We start from the raw sequence: 16,611 nt of genomic DNA, 5'->3' as shown, positions 1-16,611 counted from the left end.
TACAGCCTACAAATCTGAAAACACATCGCTTAGGCGGTCTGCAGCTTCGCTGACCAACGCGCGCCGCGTGCCAAGGTTAAAGCGCAGGAAGCTTGCGCCGCCTGCGCCAAGCCCCTTGCCCGGCGTTGCCGCGATCTTGGCCTTTTTATAGACGCGGTCATTCACCTCATCCATCGAAAGTCCAGATGCTGCGAAATCGATCCATGACAGATAAGTCCCCTGCATCGGCATCAGCTTAAGGCCGGGAATTTGACCGATGACCTCTTTGAACAAATGATAATTGCCCTCTAGGTAAGGCACCAATTCGTCGACCCAAGCCGCGCCCTCTGGCGTATAGGCCGCTTTGGTCAATTCAGTGCCAAGCAAGTTCGGGTTGATATCATAGGCGCTATACACGCTGCGGACTTTCTCTCGCAGGTCTTTGCCGGGAATGATCACGCAACCGCAACGCCCGCCCGCGATGTTGAATGTCTTAGAGGCCGCCGCGGTAATCACCATGCGATCCAACAGCTGCGGCAACGCCAAGGGGGCCATCACATGTTTATGTCCCGAGAACACAAGGTCATGGTGGATTTCATCTGCAATCAGGATCAGATCATGCTTTTCGCAGAACGTCCCCAGCGCCGTCAGTTCGTCCTGCGTCCATACGCGGCCTGCCGGGTTGTGGGGTGAGCTGATCAGCAGGATCTTCTCGCGCCCGGTCATCACGGCATCATAGGCGTCAAAGTCCATAAAGTAGTGACCGGTGCTGTCGATGCTCAGCGGCAGCTGCGTGTTCACGCGCCCGGACTTTTCGATCTTGCTCTGAAACTCGTGATAAACCGGCGTGAAGGTCGCGATGTGATCGCCTTTGTCGGTCAGCGCATTGATGCAGGTCGCGATGCCATGGCCGAGTCCAAAGGTGACCAAAGTCCATTCTGGGTTCACATTCCAGCCGTGGCGGGTGCTCATCCACCAATCGACGGACTCGTGGAAAGCCTCCATGCCGCAAAAATAGCTGTAATTCCCATTCTCGATCATCCCGCGCACCGCGTCTTGCAGGAAAGGTGGCGGCGCAAAATCCATGTCCGCAATCCACATCGCAATGCCACCATCGGTCGGCACGCCAAATCCGCGCTCCATCAAATCCCATTTGCTGGAATTTGTGCCCACGCGATTTACGGGATCGTCGAAACTCATTTCATGCTCCTATCAGATATTGCGATGCACGCTACCTGATCCGCTCTCAGGCGCAAGAGGCGTTGCAGAACACAGTTCATTGTCTTATGTCACCGCCATGTTAAAGCCGATCCTGATCCACCCTGATCCCCGCCTGAAAAAGGTCTGTGACCCTGTCGCCGACCTCAGCGATGACTTGCGCGCATTGGCCAAGGATATGTTGGAAACCATGTATCAGGCGCCCGGTATCGGCCTCGCTGCGCCGCAAGTGGGGGTTTTGGATCGATTGATCGTCATGGATTGCATCAAAGAGGGCGATCCAGAGCCGGTGATCATGTTCAATCCGGAAATCCTGTCGTCGTCGGATGACACAAACACTTACGAAGAAGGCTGCCTGTCGATCCCCGATCAGTTCGCCGATGTGACGCGCCCGAAAGAGGTGCGTGTGGGTTGGATCGATATGGATGGTAATCCGCAGGAAAAGGATTTCGACGGGTTGTGGGCGACCTGTGTCCAGCATGAGATCGACCACTTAAACGGCAAACTCTTTATCGACTACTTGGGTCCGATGAAGCGGCAAATGATGACCCGGAAATCGGCCAAACTGAAACGAGAGCTTGCGCGGGGATGACCGTTCGCCCCTGCCTGCCTTGGCCCGACAAACGTCTGCGCACGGCCGCTGAACCTGTCACGCAGTTGACCGACGAAGACCGCCAAACGTGGCAGGATCTGATCGACACAATGGAAGCCATGCCCGGTGTCGGTATGGGGGCCAATCAAATCGGGGTGTTGCAGCGCTTGATCGTGGTGGATGCGTCATCTGAACGCGGCAAAGTGGTGCGCATGGCCAACCCTGAAATCCTGCACAAATCAATCGAGCTGCGCGAACACGAAGAAGCCAGCCCAAACCTGCCCGGCGTCTCTGCTGTGATCAAACGCCCCCGCGCCGTGACCGTGCGCTATATGGACGAGGCGGGTCAGATGGCGGAAAAGGATTTCGTCGGGCTTTGGGCCACTTCGGTGCAGCATCAGATCGATCATATCAACGGCAAGATGTTCTTTGATCATCTCAGCCGCATCAAACGCGACATGCTGATCAAGAAGGCCAGAAAACTGCAATGAAGATCGTTTTCATGGGAACGCCGGAGTTTTCGGTGCCGGTTCTGGATGCCTTGGTTAAGGCGGGCCACGACATTGTTGCGGTCTATTGCCAACCGCCCCGTCCCGCAGGGCGTGGAAAGAAACTGCGCCCCACGCCCGTACACGCGCGGGCCGAAGAGCTTGGGCTTTTGGTGCGCCACCCGGTGTCGTTGAAGGGCGCGGAAGAACAGGCCGAGTTCGCCGCGCTGGGCGCGGATGTGGCGGTCGTGGTGGCCTATGGGCTCTTGCTGCCACAAGCCATTTTGGACGCTCCGCAAAAGGGCTGCCTGAATATCCATGCGAGCCTTCTGCCCCGCTGGCGGGGCGCGGCCCCGATCCATCGCGCGATCATGGCCGGTGATGATGAGACCGGCGTTTGCATCATGCAGATGGACGCAGGTCTAGACACAGGCCCTGTGCTGATGCGGGTCTCAACCTCGATTGGCGACGAGGAAACCACCGCCCAATTGCACGACCATCTGTCGAAAATCGGCGCGCAGGCGATTGTCGATGCACTTGCAACCTTGCCCAACCTGGTGCCAGAGCCGCAACCGGAGGTGGGCGTGACCTATGCCCATAAGATTGACAAAGCCGAGGCGCGGATTGATTGGTCCAAGCCCGCGATTGAGGTCGACCGCCAGATCAGAGGCCTGTCGCCTTTCCCAGGTGCTTGGTGTGAACTCGACGGTCAGCGTATCAAACTGCTGGCCTCCCGCCTTGCCGAGGGCACGGGTACGCCGGGTGAAGTGCTGGGCGATACATTGATTGTGGCCTGCGGCGACGGCGCGGTGCAACTACTCCGCCTGCAGCGCGCGGGCAAAGGCCCCCAAGAGGCAGACGTGTTCCTGCGCGGCGTTGATGTGCCTGTCGGAACGGTATTTGGCTAAAGTCACGTCGCGTATCGGTGGTGTAAACGTAAGCTACTGCCGCGGTGGACGTGCTTTGTAGACGGGGAGTTTCCAGCCCCAGATCAGGGAACCAGAGCGTAAGACCCAGGTGATCGCCGCGCAGATTGCCAGAACCGGGAGCCGCTCAAACCCGAGGTAGGCCGCCAAGACTGCCGAGGCTGCCCCTGCAAAGGCGGCAGTTGCGTAAATTTCGCCTTGTTTCAGCAAAAGCGGCACCTCGTTGCAGACCACGTCTCGCATCAGCCCGCCAAGGCAGCCTGTGGAAATGCCCATCAGCACAACGATCACCGCATTATGCCCTAGGTTCATCGCGACGCCCGTGCCAGCGGCCACTGCCACGGCCAGTGCGATACTGTCGAGCCAAAGCAAAAGACGATAGCGGCTTTCAAACAAATGCGCAGTGAAAAACACCAGAACGGCGGCTGCGCAGGCCAAGAGGATATAGCTTGGCTGCCCGACCCAAAACACCGGATCACGTCCAAGCAGGAGGTCGCGCAAGGTGCCGCCGCCCACAGCCGTCAGGCAGGCCACAAAACAAAACCCAACCACGTCCAATTGCGCGCGGCTGGCCACCAAGGCCCCGGTCAAGGCAAAGACAATGACCGAGGCGAAATCCAAAAGCATGACCGCAGTCATTCGGTTTTCCCCTTGGGCTTTTCGGGTTTGAACGGGGCCATGCCGGCGCGCGCCAATTCGTCGGCCTTTTCATTCTCGGGGTGTCCCGCGTGGCCTTTTACCCATTCCCAACGCACCTCATGGCGCGCTTGGGCGGCGTCAAGGCGCTGCCAAAGGTCAACGTTTTTTACGGGTTTCTTCGACGCGGTCTTCCACCCGTTGCGCTTCCAGCCGTGAATCCAGCCAGTGACGCCGTTTTTGACGTAGGCACTGTCCGTCACAACGGTGATCTGGCTTGCACGCTCCAGCGTTTCCAACGCCATGATTGCGGCCATCAATTCCATCTGATTGTTGGTCGTCTCAGCCGCGCCGCCGGAAAGCTCTCGTTCTTTGACAACGTCGTCTCCGGACATGGCGCGCAGCAAGACGCCCCATCCCCCTGGTCCTGGATTGCCGGAACATGCGCCGTCTGTATATGCGTAAAGGTCTGCCATAGAGGGGCGATACCGTTAATTCGGGGGGCGCGTCCAGCCTGCAGTGCGCAGCGCGCCGCAAAGGATTGCGCCTTGGCACGAATTGGTTAACAATTTGTTAATGACAAGCCGCATCCTACCGATCATCTGCGCCATTGGGCTGAGCCTTTGGGTGCCACTGTTCCCAAACGCGTCCCACGCGCAATCCTGCCACCCAAGCTATCAGGGCGCTTGTCTGCCGCCCAATGGGCCAGACGTCGATTGTGCAGGCGGCAGCGGCAATGGGCCGATCTATGTGCAAGGCCCCATTCGGGTTGTGGGGCCGGACCCTTATGGACTGGACCGAGATGGCGATGGTCGCGCCTGCGAAAAGAAGTGATCAGCCTGCGCGTTCTACGTCACGCAGCACGCGTGGCACCTTGAAGTTCACGGTCTCGACAGCGGTTTCCACAACGTCAACCGTGACGTCATAACGGTCACGGAAGGCGTCGATCACCTCATTCACCAAAACCTCCGGCGCAGAGGCCCCGGCGGTGATCCCGAGAGAGCGAATGCCCTCCAGAGCACGCCAGTCGATGTCTGCGCCGCGCTGTACCAGTTGGGAATACTGGCAACCGGCTTTAGCGCCGACTTCGACGAGTCGACGGGAATTGCTTGAATTTGGCGCGCCCACAACCAGCATCGCGTCACATTGTTCGGCCATGGCTTTTACGGCCATTTGCCGGTTGGTGGTGGCGTAGCAAATGTCTTCTTTATGCGGGCCAACGATCTCTGGGAAGCGGGCTTGCAATGCTTTCACGATGCCTATGGTGTCATCAACTGACAACGTCGTCTGTGTGACAAAGGCCAGTTTAGACGGATCGCGCACGTCAATTGTGGCCACATCGTCTTCGGTTTCAACCAGCAGCACTTCACCTTCAGGCAGTTGCCCCATGGTGCCAATGGTTTCGGGGTGGCCTGCGTGGCCGATCATAATGATCTGCAATCCGGCTTCTGAATGCCGCTCGGCTTCGATGTGAACCTTGCTGACAAGCGGGCAGGTGGCGTCGACATAGATCATCTCGCGCCGTTCGGCCTCTGCTGGCACGCTTTTTGCCACGCCGTGGGCTGAAAAGATCACCGGGCGGTCATCTGGGCAGTCCGACAATTCCTCGACAAAGACCGCGCCTTTTTCACGCAGGCTATCGACGACGAATTTGTTGTGCACGATCTCATGCCGCACATAGACCGGAGCGCCCCATTTCGTCAGCGCCATTTCCACGATCTTAATGGCGCGGTCCACTCCAGCGCAGAATCCGCGTGGCGCAGCGAGGTAAATTGTCAGTTCTGGCTTGGACATGGCCTACCCAATCATGATTTTCGACATAGGTAAGTCGTTCGTGAAGGAAGGTCCAGACATAGCCCTTGACCTTCCAGCGCAGGAAGGTTGCATCTGAAGGCTAGTCAATTGGGGGTACGCGGCGTGGTCGTCAAGTTTTCGGTAACAGCAATTCTAGTTTGTCTGGCGTTGCCCGCCACAGCGCAGGGGATCATTCCCTATCAGGATGCAGAAAGTGTCGCGCGTGGTGCGGTGCTTTATCAGGACAATTGCGCGGCCTGCCATGGTGAGGCGCTTGAGGGGCAGGAAAACTGGCAACAGCGTGATGAAGATGGGTTCCTTCCTGCACCACCCCATGATGAGACCGGCCACACGTGGCACCACGGCGATGGGCTTCTGTTTGACATCACCAAACGTGGCACCGCCGCTGTGGTGGGTGACGGCTATCAAAGCAATATGCCTGGATTTGCAGAGGTGCTGAGCGATCAGGAGATTCTGGACACGCTTGCCTTTATCAAAAGCACCTGGTCCAACCGCATGATCGAGATTCAGAACAGCCGAAACTAAAAATCGGGGCCAAAGGCCCCGATCCAATCACTTACCAGAATATTCCATATCCTGTTCGCCCGGAACCGGATCACGCGGTGGGCGGCCAATCACATCCTTCAGCCCTTCAAGTTCGATGAAATTGTCTGCCTGACGGCGCAATTCATCTGAAATCATTGGTGGCTGGCTGCGGATGGTCGACACAACAGACACGCGGACACCTTGGCGCTGAAGGCTTTCGACCAGCGGGCGGAAATCGCCGTCACCAGAGAACAAGACGATGTGGTCAACATGAGGCGCCAGTTCCATCGCGTTCACCGCGAGTTCGATGTCCATGTTGCCTTTGACTTTGCGACGCCCCTGACTGTCGGTGTATTCCTTCGCCGGTTTTGTCACCATGCTAAAGCCGTTGTAGTGCAGCCAATCCACCAACGGACGGATCGGGGAATACTCGTCGTTTTCCAGAAGCGCAGTGTAATAGAAGGCGCGCAGCAGTTTGCCACGGCGCATAAATTCGGTGCGAAGGAGTTTGTAATCAATGTCAAACCCAAGCGATTTTGCGGCCGCGTATAGGTTAGAGCCATCAATGAACAGCGCGAGCCGTTCGTCCTTGTAAAACATCCAGTGTCCTTCCAGCAGAATTGAGCGCCAAAATGTGTTTGATGTGAAAATACTGGGCGCGCTTGGCCCATTAAGCTAAAGCAAAAATCGTGTCCTGCAAGGCTCACGCCACGCAAGATTTGATAACGTTGGCTAACCTTTTGGATAGGTGTTTTGAAAAGATGAGCAATATCAGCATTTTATCTTTAGGAGGAAATCAGCCTTCGAAAATCGGAAGTCCCAAAGAGACACTGACTTTCGCGCTAAGGTCTTTGGCATCGCGCGAGGTGATCATCCTAAGGGAGAGTTCCTTCTATTCGAATCCGGCCTTCCCGAAAGGTTCAGGCCCCGATTTTGTCAATTCTGTTGCCGTAATTGATTCGCAATATAAGCCGTCAGAATTGCTTGAGATTTTGCACGAAGTCGAAGCGGAATGCGGGCGCAGGCGTGACGTGCGCTGGGGGCCGCGCACGCTGGATATTGACCTGATCGATTTCGCAGGACGCGTATTGCCCGACCATCAGGTATACCATAGGTGGAGCAATCTTTCCCCCGAAGACCAAGGCAAACTGACGCCCGAGCACCTGATTCTCCCGCATCCGCGCGTGCAGGACCGCGCCTTCGTTCTTGTGCCTCTTTCAGAGGTCCTGCCGGACTGGAAACACCCGGTTACGGGCCTATCGGTTGCGGAAATGCTCAGGAACCTGCCGGAAAGCGACCGAAACGAAGTTGTTCGCCTGCCAGAGGCTTGACTATCTGCTTGTAACCGGTCTGAAAGCAGCCTAAATACTCAGTTTCTGATCCTTCCGAGAATGGAGAGCCCAAAATGGCCCGCGTGACAGTCGAAGATTGCGTAGACAAGGTACCGAACCGTTTTGACCTGGTGATGCTTGCTGCGCACCGTGCGCGAGAGATTTCTGCCGGCGCGGCCATCACGGTTGACCGCGACAACGACAAGAACCCTGTCGTGTCCCTGCGTGAAATCGCAGAAGAGACTCAGACTGCGGACGAACTGCGTGAGCGTCTGATCGAAAGCAACCAGCATCAGATCGAAGTCGATGAGCCAGAAGAAGACAGCATGGCGCTGTTGATGGGCGCTGAATCTTCTGACAAGCCATCTGACGATGACATGTCCGAAGAAAAGCTGCTGCGCGCGCTGATGGAAGCTCAAGGCCAGGGCTAACATCCCCGGGGATAGAGAAGGCACAACATGATTCCGGCTGACGATCTGGTCGAACTCGTAAGAGCCTACAACCCCAAAACAAATGAAAAACTTATCCGCGAGGCCTATCAATTTGGCCTCGAGATGCACGAGGGACAGACTCGCCATTCGGGTGAGCCCTATTTTACCCACCCCATCGAAGTCGCCGCGATCCTGACTGAGCAGCAGTTGGATGATGCCACCATCATCACCGCCCTGCTGCACGATACAATCGAAGACACCAAAGCCTCTTATCAAGAGGTCGCCAAGCGGTTCGGCGACGAAATCGCGATGCTGGTGGATGGGGTCACCAAGCTGACCAACCTGCAGCTCAGTTCGACAGAAACCAAACAGGCCGAGAACTTCCGCAAGCTGTTTATGGCGATGTCCAAAGACCTGCGGGTGATCTTGGTCAAACTGGCGGACCGGCTGCACAATATGCGCACGATCCGCGCGATGCGCCCGCAAAAGCAGATCGTGAAAGCGCGCGAAACCATGGACATCTATGCCCCGCTTGCCGGGCGCATGGGGATGCAGTGGATGCGCGAAGAGTTGGAAGACCTCGCGTTTAAGGTTTTGAACCCTGACGGACGCGCCTCGATCATGCGCCGCTTCATCACGCTGCAAAAAGAAACCGGCGACGTCATTCAGCGGATCACCGACGATATGGTGGCGGAATTGGAAAAGGCCGACATCGACGCTGAAATCTTTGGCCGTGCGAAGAAGCCCTATTCCATCTGGCGCAAGATGCAGACCAAGGATCAAGGGTTTTCGCGCCTATCTGACATCTATGGTTTCCGTATCGTGACGGCCAGCGAAAACGATTGTTACCGCGTTTTGGGCGCCATCCACCAACGTTGGCGGGCTGTGCCAGGGCGGTTCAAGGACTATATCAGCCAGCCAAAATCCAACGGCTATCGCTCGATCCACACAACGGTGTCGGGCCGCGATGGTCGCCGGGTCGAGGTGCAAATCCGTACCCGCCAAATGCACGATGTGGCCGAAACCGGCGTTGCCGCCCATTGGTCTTATCGGGACGGTGTGCGCGGAGAAAACCCCTTTGCGGTTGATCCGGCACGGTGGATTCGCTCACTGACCGAACAGTTTGACACCGAAGAAGACCACGAGGATTTCCTCGAAGCGGTCAAACTAGAGATGTATCAGGACCAAGTGTTCTGCTTCACGCCCAAAGGCGACGTGGTAAAGCTGCCGCGCGGGGCGACGCCGATTGATTTTGCCTATGCGATTCACACACGGATCGGCAATGCCTGCGTCGGGGCCAAGATCGACCATATGCGGGTGCCGCTTTGGACCCGGATCAAAAACGGCCAATCGATCGACATCATCACCGCGCAGGGACAGATGCCGCAGGCGACATGGCTTGAAATCGCCACTACCGGCAAAGCCAAATCCGCCATCCGCCGCGCCCTGCGCGAGTTGGATCACGAACGGTTTGTCAAACTCGGCTACGAATTGGCGCGGGCGGCATTTGAACATGTCGGCAAGAAGCTGACGGATAAGATCCTTGATATGGCCGCGACCCAACTGCGGCTGGAAGATCGCGAAACGGTTCTGGCGCGTCTTGGCAGTGCGGAACTGAATGCCACAGACGTTGTGCAGGCCGTGTTCCCGGAACTTGCACATGATGACAAGGACGAAGTTGCCGCCGACCGTGCTGTGATTGGTCTGGCCAGCGATCAAAGCCCGCACCGCGCGCCCTGCTGTGAACCGCTGCCGGGCGAGCGCATTATCGGCATCACCTATCGTGGCAAGGGCGTTGTCGTGCACACGATTGATTGCGACAACCTTGTACAGTTTGACGATCAGCCGGAACGCTGGCTTGATCTGCATTGGCAGGTCGGCAAACATCAGGCCGTTCATGGCTGCACAATTGAACTGACCATCAGCAATGACGCGGGTGTTCTGGGACGAATTTGCACATTGATCGGTGAGCATAAGGCCAATATCTCTGACCTCGAATTCACAGATAGGAAGCCAGATTTCTACCGCCTTCTGGTCCACGTTGAACTGCGCGACATTGAGCATTTGCACTCCTTGATGCTGGCGCTGCAGGCCGAAGGCGAGGTCGCGGAAATCCGTCGTTATCAGGACCCTAGCCGGGCGGCCTTTCCGGCGCCTAAGGAATGAGGATAGCCCAAAGTGGTCTTTAAACGCCGGGATAAACGACCACTCCAGCAGATCGTGCTGGATTTCCTCTGGCCCAGAGGCGGATGGACACGGGCTTTTTACTACGTCAGACACCGGTTGCACCGGCTGCCCGGTTCGCCAGAGCGCATTGCGCGCGGCATTTGGGCCGGGGTCTTCGCCACTTTTACCCCCTTCTTCGGGATGCATTTTTTCATCGCCGTCATCGTCGCGCGCTTTGTGCAGGGAAATATGTTGGCGGCGCTATTGGGTACATTCTTTGGAAACCCTCTGACCTATCTGCCCATCGGGGTGATTTCTCTGAAAACTGGCCACTTCCTGCTCGGCACCGAATTTGAAGAGGGCGAGGAAAAAAGCCTGATCGGGAAATTCACCGATGCTGGCTATGATCTTTGGCACAATTTCTGGGCCGCTTTCACCGAAGAAACGATGGATTGGCATGGCCTGTCGATCTTCTGGGATGAGGTGTTTTATCCCTATCTCGTCGGTGGTGTCATTCCGGGGATTGTTGCGGCATCGGTGTCTTACTATCTGACCGTGCCGGTGATCCGCGCCTATCAAAAGCGCCGCGCCAAACAAATTCAGGCGAAATTTGAAGCCCTGAAAGCCAAAGCGCAAAAAGCCAGCGCACAGGCCAAGGCCATTAAAGAAGACCGTGACGGAAAGCCAAGCTAAAGGCCCGCAAAAACCGGTTTCTTCTTGGGCTTTAACCTCCTAGGGTCACGACAACTATTCAGACCGGAGAACAGACATGCTGCGTTTAGGCGTGAATATCGACCATGTCGCAACAGTACGGAACGCGCGGGGCGGGGCCTATCCTGATCCGGTGCGCGCCGCGCTTTTGGCAGAAGCCGCAGGTGCCGATGGCATCACAGCGCATCTGCGCGAAGATCGCCGCCACATCATGGATGCGGATATCGAAAACCTCATGGCCTCCTTAGGGGTTCCGCTGAATTTTGAAATGGCGGCCACCGATGAAATGCAAGCCATCGCGCTGCGCCACAAACCGCATGCGGTCTGCATCGTGCCGGAAAAGCGCGAAGAAAAGACCACCGAAGGCGGACTGGAAGTCGCGCGCGAGGAGAACCGGCTGGCCCATTACATCGCCCCCCTGCGCGATGCCGGGTGCCGCGTGTCAATCTTTATCGCCGCAGATCGGCCACAGATTGAGGCCGCGAACCGCATCGGCGCGCAGGTCATCGAACTCCACACCGGGGCCTATTGCGACTTCCATGCCGAGGGCGATTTTGACGCCCGCGATAAGGAATTAGCGCGCCTGACCGAAATGGCGACCTACGCCCATTCTTTGGGCCTTGAAGTTCATGCCGGTCATGGGCTGACCTATGATACAGTGGGTCCAATTGCGGCATTACCCGAGATCATGGAGCTGAACATTGGCCACTTCCTTATGGGCGAGGCGATGTTTGTCGGCATGGAACTCGCCATCAAGGAAATGCGCCGCTTGATGGATGCTGCACGCAAGGGTGACCCAAAGGGCATGGAATGATCCTCGGTATCGGCACAGACCTCGCGAATATTGACCGCATCCAAGGCACCTTGGATCGCTTCGGGGACCGCTTCAAAAATCGCGTTTTCACCGAAGTTGAACAGCGCAAAGCCGAGCGCCGCAAGGATGTTGCCGGAACCTATGCCAAACGCTGGGCCGCCAAAGAGGCGTGTTCAAAGGCGCTGGGGACGGGACTTGCTATGGGGATTTCGTGGAAAGACATGCATGTCACAAACCTGCGCAGCGGGCAGCCGGTGATGCAGGTCACCGGCTGGGCCAAGGACCGGCTGGACGAGATGACACCAGCAGGACATAGGGCCATCATCCATGTCACGCTGACCGATGATCATCCTTGGGCGCAAGCTTTCGTCGTGATCGAAGCTTTGCCCGTCGACGCAAACCCCGCCGCATCTGCTTGACTCCGGCACCTGCGGGACGCATGTAACCCCCGACCCCAACCGGAGAGGCAAAATGGCATCTGACGCCACCACGAAATCAGGCGGTTTGCTGGAAACCGTGAAAACAATTGTTTACGCGCTGCTGATCGCTGGGCTGTTCCGCTCGTTGCTGTTTCAGCCGTTCTGGATTCCGTCGGGGTCTATGAAGGACACGCTGTTGATTGGTGATTTCCTGTTCGTGAACAAATTGGCCTATGGCTATTCCTACGCGTCTTGTCCGTCGATCCCGGCGTTTGGCATAGACGCCAAGAAAATCTGTGGTTTTGTCGATGGCGACAACACGCGCCTTTTTGGGTCCGAACCTGAACGCGGCGATGTCGTGGTCTTCCGTCATCCGGTCTCTGGTGCTGACTTTATCAAGCGCGTTGTCGGCCTGCCCGGTGACCGCGTTCAGATGAAAAACGGCGTATTGCACCTGAATGATGAGGCCGTGAAACTGGAACATGGCGGTACCTTTGTGGAGACCATGGAACCCCAAGGTCCGCAAGGTGGTTTGCCACGTTGTGAAAACGGTGCAGTGGGTCAGGGTGGCAAATGCGAAAAGACTCGCTTGATCGAAACTCTGCCAAACGGCGTCAGCCATTCCATTCTGAATATCGAGACGTCCTTTGTGGACAACACGGGTGTCTTTACGGTGCCCGCCGGCCATTTCTTCTTTGTGGGTGACAACCGCGACAACTCGACCGACAGCCGTGTGACTCAAAGCCGAGGTGGCGTGGGCTTTGTGCCGTTTGAAAACTTGATCGGGCGTGCGGATCGGGTGATGTTCTCCTCTGCTGGGCGGTCCATGTTTGCTTTCTGGACATGGCGCAGCGACAGATTTTTCAAGGCGATTGAGTGAAACTTTCAAGCGAACTGAAAGCATTGCAAGACCGGCTGGGGCATCACTTTGATGCCCCCGAACTTTTGGTGCGCGCGGTGACGCATTCCTCGATGTCTTCGCCAACCCGCCAAGACAACCAGCGACTTGAATTTCTTGGCGATCGGGTGCTTGGATTGGTCATGGCAGAGTCGCTGCTTTCCGCAGACAAGGACGCTGCCGAAGGCTTGCTTGCGCCCCGCTTTAACGCGTTAGTGCGCAAAGAGACCTGCGCCGATGTCGCGCGGCAAATTGATTTGGGTGCGGCGCTGAAACTGGGGCGCTCTGAAATGCTTTCGGGCGGTCGACGGAAGCAGGCGCTGTTGGGCGACGCGATGGAGGCCGTGATTGCAGCGGTGTATCTCGACGCTGGGTTTGAGACCGCCAAGGACCTGATTGTCCGCCTTTGGGGTAAACGTATCCACCAAGTCGAAGACGACGCGCGGGACCCAAAGACCTCGTTGCAAGAATGGGCACAGGCACGCAGGCTTGCGCCACCGAAATACGAGCTGGTGAAACGCGCAGGCCCTGACCACGCGCCGATCTTCACGATCAAGGCCGTGCTGGACAACGGCGAGTCTGAAGAAGCCACCGCCGGTTCTAAACGTCAGGCCGAACAAGCCGCAGCCAAGGCGCTGCTATCAAGATTGGAGAGCGCATGACACGCGCAGGATTCGTGGCTCTGATCGGAGAGCCAAACGCCGGTAAATCAACCCTCACCAACCGCATGGTGGGGGCCAAAGTCTCGATTGTGACGCATAAGGTGCAAACGACGCGCACACGCATTCGCGGTGTCGCCCTAGAGGGCGACAGCCAGATCGTATTTGTCGATACGCCCGGCCTGTTCCGTCCGCGTCGTAGACTTGACCGCGCCATGGTTGCTGCCGCATGGGGCGGGGCTGCGGATGCCGATGTGGTCGTTCTGATGGTCGAGGCGCACCGCGGTGTGACCGAGGGGGTCGAGCGTATCCTAGAGGGACTCGAAGATATCGGGCAGGGGCGCAAAGTAGCGCTGGCGATCAACAAGATCGACATGGTGAAATCCGAAAAACTGCTTGGCCTCGCGCAAGACTTGAATGGCCGCTACAGTTTTGCAGAGACCTTTATGATCTCGGCTGAAAAAGGCCACGGTGCTGACGACCTGCGCAAATGGCTGGCCAAGGAATTGCCCGAGGGCCCTTGGCTTTACCCCGAAGATCAAATCGCCGATCTGCCGATGCGCATGATCGCCGCCGAAATGACCCGCGAAAAGCTGACGCTGCGCCTGCATCAGGAATTGCCCTATCAGCTGACCGTGGAAACCGAAAACTGGGAAGAACGCAAAGACGGCTCTGCCCGCGTTGACCAGATGATCTATGTCGCCCGCGATGGCCATAAGGGCATCGTGCTGGGCAAAAAAGGCGAGACAATCAAAGCTGTCTCCAAAGCCGCGCGTGAGGAGTTGCAAGAGTTCTTAGGCCGCAAAGTGCACCTGTTCCTGCAGGTCAAAGTGCGCCCGAATTGGCTCGAAGAATCAGAGCGTTATTCCGAAATGGGCCTTGATTTCAAAGACGGCAACACATGACACGTCTGACGGCGGAATTCTGGGTGCAGGCCTATCTGACGCGCCTGCGCCTGTCTGATATTCCGGCCTTTGTTGTGTCACACGGCGACAACACGGCAGGCGCCGTTCTGATCAAACTCAACACGCTGGATCGGCAGGCCGTGGCCTATCAACGCTCTTTTGATCTGATGAGCGGCGAACGCACTTGGGTGGTCCTTTCGGAAGGGGATGAAGCCGAGGTTGACGCGGCCATTGCCAAACAGCGTTCTTTTGACCCGGACCTTTGGGTTGTCGAGGTTGAAGACCGCCAAGGTCGCCATCTCTTGGATGAGCCGGGTCTGAAAGACTGACGCCGCTTTCATCTTTCCTCAAATACTCAATTGCGACACCTGCCCCAATGCCCCTAGGGTGCGGATATGGAATGGCGTGACCAAGGCATCGTTTTATCAACACGAAAACACGGTGAAAACTCTGTGATCCTAGAGGTGTTTACACCCTCACAAGGGCGGCACGCGGGTGTCGTGCGGGGTGGGACCAGCCGAAAGCTTACGCCTATCCTGCAGCCCGGCGGTCAGGTGGAAGTCAGTTGGAAAGCGCGGCTGTCTGAACACATTGGATCTTTCACGGTCGAACCTATCCGCAGCCGGGCCTTGGCGCTGGGGGACCGCTTTGCGCTGGCGGGGCTGAATACGGTCACCGCGCTTTTGTCCTTTGCACTGCCAGAGCGCGAGGCCCACGGTCGCCTTTATGACCGAACCGAACCTCTTTTGGATTTGCTGGGTCAGCACGACCTCTGGCCGCTCGCTTACCTGCGGTGGGAAATGGCGCTGCTAGATGATCTGGGCTTTGGCCTTGACCTCGCGCAATGCGCGGTGACCGGCGCGACGGAAGGGTTGGAATTCATCTCTCCCAAGTCAGGTCGCGCTGTGACCCGCGAAGGGGCGGGGGAGTGGCTGGATCGCATGCTGCCGCTGCCGCCCTTGCTGGTGGGGGAAGGGCCGGATGATGATGAAGCCATCTTGGATGCATTGCGCACCACCGGGTATTTCTTGGAACACAAGCTTGCGACCAGCTTTGGCAACAAACCCCTGCCAGAGGCCCGTGCGCGGTTTCTTGATCTGCTCAGCCGCCGGGCAGCGGCGTGAATTCCATACTTTCGCCCGCGTCATTGGACAGGATCAAAACCTCACCAGAGACTTCGGCCAGCGTCATCTTGGTCAGCGCGTTGAAAAACTGTTGTTCCTCAGCGAGTGCTGCGCAGGCCATTTGGGTAGAAAGCATTTCGGTCAGCTCAAACCACGGATAGGGCGCGGTTTGTGTCGCTCCGTAGCCGTTGCAGGCCCCTTGTCCGGTGACCGTGCCTTCGGGACCAAAGGCAATGGTCGCGCGTGCTTCGTATGGGTTTCCATCCAGCCGCACCAATTGCCACGCGCCCGCGCCGCCATAGGCGGTCAGGCTTTCATCAGCGCGGCAGGCGCTCAGGGCGAGCGCACATAGTGCAATAAGAATGGGTCTCATTCTTCTTCATATAGGGCGAGGATCAGATCAACCAAGGTGCCAAGCGCCTGTGTATTATCAACGCCATCGCGTGCTGAAAGGTCCTGCATGCCCAGCAATGCACCATAAATCATGCGCGACAGATCCTGATTGGTCAGCCCGACTTCAGTCAGAAGATCGGTCAGATAGGCCAACCGCTTGTCGTCAATCCGAGCCACGGCCGCCGCCACAGCCTCGTTTTCACGCGCCCAAGCCCGCATTGCGGGTTCGGCTCCGACGCCGCCAAGGTCCTCTGATGCGGACCGCGCTGCAAGGTCGCTGATGGCGCGTAGCCGTTTGACAGGGTTATCCTCTGCTGCCCGAGCCGCGTCGATATCCGCGAAGGCACGGGCCTCCCAAAGCTCCAGCATTTCTGACTGAAAGTCTGGAACGTCTTTGAAATGCCAGTAGAACGACCCTTTCGTGGTGCCTAAACGGCGGGCCAATGGTTCCGCTTTCAGCGCAACAGGGCCCTGCTCTGTCAGGGCATTAAAGCCAGCTGCCAGCCATAGGTCACGAGAGAGACGATTCTTTGCCATATCTTAGGCGTAGAGCGCCCATGTAACCGGAACAAGTCAGCATT

At 57.3% G+C, this 16,611-nt stretch carries 23 protein-coding genes; 16 read left to right on the top strand and 7 right to left on the bottom strand.

The window, feature by feature from the left end:
* Nucleotides 1–6: 6 nt before the first annotated feature.
* Entirely contained in the window at nt 7–1,179 is a 1,173-nt protein-coding gene (locus BUA39_RS06595; protein ID WP_072792114.1) for a MalY/PatB family protein, read from the bottom strand.
* A gap of 97 nt (nt 1,180–1,276) precedes the next feature.
* Here BUA39_RS06595 and def (BUA39_RS06590) point away from each other — a divergent pair, with 97 nt between their 5' ends.
* The 3 genes from def (BUA39_RS06590) to fmt are packed head-to-tail and all read left to right on the top strand — an operon-like array spanning nt 1,277 to nt 3,185.
* Nucleotides 1,277–1,789 carry a peptide deformylase gene (def, locus tag BUA39_RS06590; protein WP_072792113.1) on the top strand — a complete coding sequence of 171 codons (513 nt, stop codon included), beginning with the start codon at nt 1,277–1,279 and terminating at the stop codon, nt 1,787–1,789.
* On the top strand, nt 1,786–2,280 hold the full coding sequence (gene def, locus BUA39_RS06585; RefSeq protein ID WP_072792111.1) for a peptide deformylase: 495 nt from the start codon (nt 1,786–1,788) through the stop codon (nt 2,278–2,280). The genes def (BUA39_RS06590) and def (BUA39_RS06585) overlap by 4 nt, the downstream gene beginning before the upstream one ends.
* Nucleotides 2,277–3,185 carry a methionyl-tRNA formyltransferase gene (fmt, locus tag BUA39_RS06580; protein WP_072792110.1) on the top strand — a complete coding sequence of 303 codons (909 nt, stop codon included), beginning with the start codon at nt 2,277–2,279 and terminating at the stop codon, nt 3,183–3,185. Before def (BUA39_RS06585) ends, fmt begins: the two co-directional genes overlap by 4 nt.
* Before the next feature lie 33 nt (nt 3,186–3,218).
* Here fmt and BUA39_RS06575 read toward each other — a convergent pair whose 3' ends face one another.
* Together BUA39_RS06575 and rnhA are read right to left on the bottom strand one after the other, a co-directional pair.
* Nucleotides 3,219–3,842, bottom strand: a complete 624-nt coding sequence (locus BUA39_RS06575) for a trimeric intracellular cation channel family protein (protein ID WP_072792108.1) — start codon at nt 3,840–3,842, stop codon at nt 3,219–3,221.
* A complete protein-coding gene (rnhA, locus tag BUA39_RS06570) occupies nt 3,839–4,315 on the bottom strand; it encodes a ribonuclease HI (RefSeq protein WP_072792106.1) in 477 nt (158 codons plus the stop codon). The genes BUA39_RS06575 and rnhA overlap by 4 nt, the downstream gene beginning before the upstream one ends.
* Nucleotides 4,316–4,415: 100 nt before the next feature.
* Here rnhA and BUA39_RS06565 point away from each other — a divergent pair, with 100 nt between their 5' ends.
* Nucleotides 4,416–4,673 (top strand): hypothetical protein, encoded by a 258-nt coding sequence (locus tag BUA39_RS06565; protein ID WP_110721825.1) that lies wholly within the window; start codon nt 4,416–4,418, stop codon nt 4,671–4,673.
* Here the strand turns inward: BUA39_RS06565 and ispH are convergent, their stop codons facing one another.
* Nucleotides 4,674–5,633 (bottom strand): 4-hydroxy-3-methylbut-2-enyl diphosphate reductase, encoded by a 960-nt coding sequence (gene ispH, locus BUA39_RS06560; RefSeq protein WP_072792105.1) that lies wholly within the window; start codon nt 5,631–5,633, stop codon nt 4,674–4,676. It lies immediately after the preceding gene.
* Between the two features lie 123 nt (nt 5,634–5,756).
* On the opposite strand from ispH, the gene BUA39_RS06555 reads away from it, so the two are divergent.
* Nucleotides 5,757–6,179: a c-type cytochrome gene (locus tag BUA39_RS06555; protein WP_072792705.1), complete on the top strand. Its 423-nt coding sequence runs from the start codon at nt 5,757–5,759 to the stop codon at nt 6,177–6,179.
* A 27-nt stretch (nt 6,180–6,206) separates the two neighbouring features.
* Here BUA39_RS06555 and BUA39_RS06550 read toward each other — a convergent pair whose 3' ends face one another.
* Nucleotides 6,207–6,779, bottom strand: a complete 573-nt coding sequence (locus tag BUA39_RS06550; protein WP_072792103.1) for a LabA-like NYN domain-containing protein — start codon at nt 6,777–6,779, stop codon at nt 6,207–6,209.
* 161 nt (nt 6,780–6,940) lie between these two features.
* Here BUA39_RS06550 and folK point away from each other — a divergent pair, with 161 nt between their 5' ends.
* From folK to recO, 11 genes are all read left to right on the top strand, one after another.
* Nucleotides 6,941–7,510, top strand: coding sequence for a 2-amino-4-hydroxy-6-hydroxymethyldihydropteridine diphosphokinase (folK, locus tag BUA39_RS06545; protein ID WP_072792101.1), 570 nt, complete (start codon nt 6,941–6,943; stop codon nt 7,508–7,510).
* Nucleotides 7,511–7,584: 74 nt separating this feature from the next.
* Nucleotides 7,585–7,941 carry a DNA-directed RNA polymerase subunit omega gene (gene rpoZ, locus BUA39_RS06540; RefSeq protein WP_072792100.1) on the top strand — a complete coding sequence of 119 codons (357 nt, stop codon included), beginning with the start codon at nt 7,585–7,587 and terminating at the stop codon, nt 7,939–7,941.
* 27 nt (nt 7,942–7,968) lie between these two features.
* Nucleotides 7,969–10,107 (top strand): RelA/SpoT family protein, encoded by a 2,139-nt coding sequence (locus tag BUA39_RS06535; protein WP_072792098.1) that lies wholly within the window; start codon nt 7,969–7,971, stop codon nt 10,105–10,107.
* 12 nt (nt 10,108–10,119) lie between these two features.
* A complete protein-coding gene (locus tag BUA39_RS06530) occupies nt 10,120–10,800 on the top strand; it encodes a DUF2062 domain-containing protein (RefSeq protein WP_072792096.1) in 681 nt (226 codons plus the stop codon).
* 76 nt (nt 10,801–10,876) lie between these two features.
* Nucleotides 10,877–11,632 carry a pyridoxine 5'-phosphate synthase gene (locus BUA39_RS06525; protein WP_072792094.1) on the top strand — a complete coding sequence of 252 codons (756 nt, stop codon included), beginning with the start codon at nt 10,877–10,879 and terminating at the stop codon, nt 11,630–11,632.
* Entirely contained in the window at nt 11,629–12,051 is a 423-nt protein-coding gene (acpS, locus tag BUA39_RS06520) for a holo-ACP synthase (protein ID WP_072792093.1), read from the top strand. The genes BUA39_RS06525 and acpS overlap by 4 nt, the downstream gene beginning before the upstream one ends.
* Nucleotides 12,052–12,103: 52 nt before the next feature.
* Nucleotides 12,104–12,931, top strand: a complete 828-nt coding sequence (lepB, locus tag BUA39_RS06515) for a signal peptidase I (RefSeq protein WP_072792091.1) — start codon at nt 12,104–12,106, stop codon at nt 12,929–12,931.
* Complete coding sequence (rnc, locus tag BUA39_RS06510; RefSeq protein WP_072792089.1) at nt 12,928–13,611, top strand: ribonuclease III; 684 nt, start codon at nt 12,928–12,930, stop codon at nt 13,609–13,611. The genes lepB and rnc overlap by 4 nt, the downstream gene beginning before the upstream one ends.
* On the top strand, nt 13,608–14,513 hold the full coding sequence (gene era, locus BUA39_RS06505; RefSeq protein WP_072792087.1) for a GTPase Era: 906 nt from the start codon (nt 13,608–13,610) through the stop codon (nt 14,511–14,513). The genes rnc and era overlap by 4 nt, the downstream gene beginning before the upstream one ends.
* Nucleotides 14,510–14,842: a DUF1491 family protein gene (locus BUA39_RS06500; RefSeq protein WP_072792086.1), complete on the top strand. Its 333-nt coding sequence runs from the start codon at nt 14,510–14,512 to the stop codon at nt 14,840–14,842. The genes era and BUA39_RS06500 overlap by 4 nt, the downstream gene beginning before the upstream one ends.
* A 66-nt stretch (nt 14,843–14,908) precedes the next feature.
* A complete protein-coding gene (gene recO, locus BUA39_RS06495) occupies nt 14,909–15,637 on the top strand; it encodes a DNA repair protein RecO (RefSeq protein WP_072792084.1) in 729 nt (242 codons plus the stop codon).
* Here the strand turns inward: recO and BUA39_RS06490 are convergent.
* Complete coding sequence (locus BUA39_RS06490; RefSeq protein ID WP_072792082.1) at nt 15,615–16,010, bottom strand: META domain-containing protein; 396 nt, start codon at nt 16,008–16,010, stop codon at nt 15,615–15,617. The genes recO and BUA39_RS06490 overlap by 23 nt on opposite strands.
* Complete coding sequence (locus BUA39_RS06485) at nt 16,007–16,567, bottom strand: TetR/AcrR family transcriptional regulator (protein ID WP_072792080.1); 561 nt, start codon at nt 16,565–16,567, stop codon at nt 16,007–16,009. Before BUA39_RS06485 ends, BUA39_RS06490 begins: the two co-directional genes overlap by 4 nt.
* Nucleotides 16,568–16,611: the final 44 nt, after the last annotated feature.

Origin of the sequence: Cognatishimia maritima (assembly GCF_900129685.1) — a bacterium.
In the GTDB taxonomy this organism is placed as follows: Bacteria; Pseudomonadota; Alphaproteobacteria; order Rhodobacterales; family Rhodobacteraceae; genus Cognatishimia; species Cognatishimia maritima.
The sequence above is the reverse complement of the archived record's forward strand: the minus strand, read 5'-3'. Positions and strand labels throughout refer to the sequence as shown.

Bases quoted from the DNA above. Each gene is read 5' to 3' on its own strand.
- BUA39_RS06595 (WP_072792114.1), bottom strand. From the start codon at position 1,179: ATGAGTTTCGACGATCCCGTAAATCGCGTGGGCACAAATTCCAGCAAA.
- def (WP_072792113.1), top strand. From the start codon at position 1,277: ATGTTAAAGCCGATCCTGATCCACCCTGATCCCCGCCTGAAAAAGGTC.
- def (WP_072792111.1), top strand. From the start codon at position 1,786: ATGACCGTTCGCCCCTGCCTGCCTTGGCCCGACAAACGTCTGCGCACG.
- fmt (WP_072792110.1), top strand. From the start codon at position 2,277: ATGAAGATCGTTTTCATGGGAACGCCGGAGTTTTCGGTGCCGGTTCTG.
- BUA39_RS06575 (WP_072792108.1), bottom strand. From the start codon at position 3,842: ATGACTGCGGTCATGCTTTTGGATTTCGCCTCGGTCATTGTCTTTGCC.
- rnhA (WP_072792106.1), bottom strand. From the start codon at position 4,315: ATGGCAGACCTTTACGCATATACAGACGGCGCATGTTCCGGCAATCCA.
- BUA39_RS06565 (WP_110721825.1), top strand. From the start codon at position 4,416: ATGACAAGCCGCATCCTACCGATCATCTGCGCCATTGGGCTGAGCCTT.
- ispH (WP_072792105.1), bottom strand. From the start codon at position 5,633: ATGTCCAAGCCAGAACTGACAATTTACCTCGCTGCGCCACGCGGATTC.
- BUA39_RS06550 (WP_072792103.1), bottom strand. From the start codon at position 6,779: ATGTTTTACAAGGACGAACGGCTCGCGCTGTTCATTGATGGCTCTAAC.
- folK (WP_072792101.1), top strand. From the start codon at position 6,941: ATGAGCAATATCAGCATTTTATCTTTAGGAGGAAATCAGCCTTCGAAA.
- rpoZ (WP_072792100.1), top strand. From the start codon at position 7,585: ATGGCCCGCGTGACAGTCGAAGATTGCGTAGACAAGGTACCGAACCGT.
- BUA39_RS06535 (WP_072792098.1), top strand. From the start codon at position 7,969: ATGATTCCGGCTGACGATCTGGTCGAACTCGTAAGAGCCTACAACCCC.
- BUA39_RS06525 (WP_072792094.1), top strand. From the start codon at position 10,877: ATGCTGCGTTTAGGCGTGAATATCGACCATGTCGCAACAGTACGGAAC.
- acpS (WP_072792093.1), top strand. From the start codon at position 11,629: ATGATCCTCGGTATCGGCACAGACCTCGCGAATATTGACCGCATCCAA.
- lepB (WP_072792091.1), top strand. From the start codon at position 12,104: ATGGCATCTGACGCCACCACGAAATCAGGCGGTTTGCTGGAAACCGTG.
- era (WP_072792087.1), top strand. From the start codon at position 13,608: ATGACACGCGCAGGATTCGTGGCTCTGATCGGAGAGCCAAACGCCGGT.
- BUA39_RS06500 (WP_072792086.1), top strand. From the start codon at position 14,510: ATGACACGTCTGACGGCGGAATTCTGGGTGCAGGCCTATCTGACGCGC.
- recO (WP_072792084.1), top strand. From the start codon at position 14,909: ATGGAATGGCGTGACCAAGGCATCGTTTTATCAACACGAAAACACGGT.
- BUA39_RS06490 (WP_072792082.1), bottom strand. From the start codon at position 16,010: ATGAGACCCATTCTTATTGCACTATGTGCGCTCGCCCTGAGCGCCTGC.
- BUA39_RS06485 (WP_072792080.1), bottom strand. From the start codon at position 16,567: ATGGCAAAGAATCGTCTCTCTCGTGACCTATGGCTGGCAGCTGGCTTT.